Source organism: Kitasatospora misakiensis (genome assembly GCF_042656005.1).
In the GTDB taxonomy this organism is placed as follows: Bacteria; Actinomycetota; Actinomycetes; order Streptomycetales; family Streptomycetaceae; genus Kitasatospora; species Kitasatospora misakiensis.
Map to the genome: position 1 here is coordinate 1 of NZ_JBHSOF010000129.1, position 1,482 is coordinate 1,482.

At 64.7% G+C, this 1,482-nt stretch carries 2 protein-coding genes; both read right to left on the reverse strand.

Going from position 1 to position 1,482, the window contains the following annotated elements; genetic code table 11:
• Positions 1-642 (reverse strand): hypothetical protein (locus ACFP3U_RS36855; protein WP_380230145.1); only part of this gene is annotated, 642 nt, incomplete at its 3' end.
• 474 nt (positions 643-1,116) lie between these two features.
• Positions 1,117-1,455: a YaaC family protein gene (locus ACFP3U_RS36860; RefSeq protein WP_380230146.1), complete on the reverse strand. Its 339-nt coding sequence runs from the start codon at positions 1,453-1,455 to the stop codon at positions 1,117-1,119.
• Between the last annotated feature and the right edge of the window lie 27 nt (positions 1,456-1,482).

Genomic DNA, 1,482 nt, shown 5'->3' on the forward strand with positions numbered 1-1,482 from the left:
AACTACACTCACGCAAGCCGCATAAGACGTGTCCTCACATCGGGGGGAAGACCCGTTGATGCTGTTCATGAACGAGGGGCTAGGCCACGGCAAGTGCCCAGCCGCTTGGCTGACGTACGCACTCTGAGCCTGGGCCACGGCCGACAGTTCCTGCCCCAAAGTGGCAAAGTCCTGCAACGCGTCGGCGCGGAGGGCCATGACAAACCCGACCGTGTGGGTGGTACTCACGAGTCGGCCTCGGTAGCGGTACTCACCCAGGTCTGTCTCCCACCGGCGCGCGGGCGGGAACCAGGTATTGCCCAGGAACGCCTGCCGTCCCTCGTCGATGATGCGCGCGAACGCGTCGCCCACCTTGTCCAGGCCGTTCTTGGAGTCGTCGAAGAGCTTGACGCTGAGCCGCGCCCTCTCGATGGTCTCCTCGTGCTCGTAGGCCAGGGAGGCCGCGAGTCCGGGATCGTTGACCTTCAGGGTCCTGAACGACTCGTGGATGATGAGCGACAGGTAACTGTTCATGCAGAAGATCGGGATAACGGTCTCGCCGGTGCCCTTGACGACGCGTTCCAGGAAGCGGCGGGAGAACGCGAGGTCGCCCTCGATGAGGAGACGCGCCACGTCCTGCTTGATCTCGGTTCCTGAACTCATCGAATCCCTTGCATCTTTCCCGATTTAGGGATTTGTACCATGCCGCCCTGGCCAAGGCGATGAGTTTTGGAGGCGGGCCTTGGGCAGCCGGGAGTGCGGCCTGAAACCCCGTGTCTGGCACGCGTCCATGAGCATGCCGGAGGACTGCCTGCGCTTCCTCGCCGCCGGGCGGGCCTCTCACCCTCCCGGACCGCGACCGCCCCGCCGTCGCACTTTGGGAGGTGGTCATCACCCACCCCCGCGGCATCCTCCTCGCCCACTGGGAACACGCTGCTCGCCGCCGCCGGAGCGATGCCCGCAGCCGGATCCACGCGACCATAGGCACCGTCCTGGACACCGGCTGCCGCGCTGGCGAACGCGAGCGTGACACCGGCAGACTCCCGCCGGTTTCCTCCGTATTCAATCGTCCCCGAAACACCACCTCTGGCCGCAGGCTACCGGGCCCTGGCCGACTGGACCTGTTCAGCGCCGCTATCAATCGCTATACAAGCTCGCTGTCATGCGCAGCACCGGACGCTTCGAGCCGTTCCGAGCGTTGTGGTAACTGGGACTGAGAATCGGATCTCCGGTGCTCTCCGCCACAAGCTGGGGCAGGATCCGGATGGACTCCGTAAGCAGCCGTTCGACCGGGACGGCGTGTTGACTGCGGTCGACGTCGATGTGGCAGCCCCATTCGGCCGGCTGGTAGCGGGAGATCGTCGAGAGAGTGTGGAGGACGGCCCACCAGGCCATGAGAGGGTGAATGCTGGTGACGCTCCCACCCATGAGGGGAAGAATTAGCGCGTTCGGGTCTTCCCCCCGATGTGAGGACACGTCTTATGCGGCTTGCGTGAGTGTAGT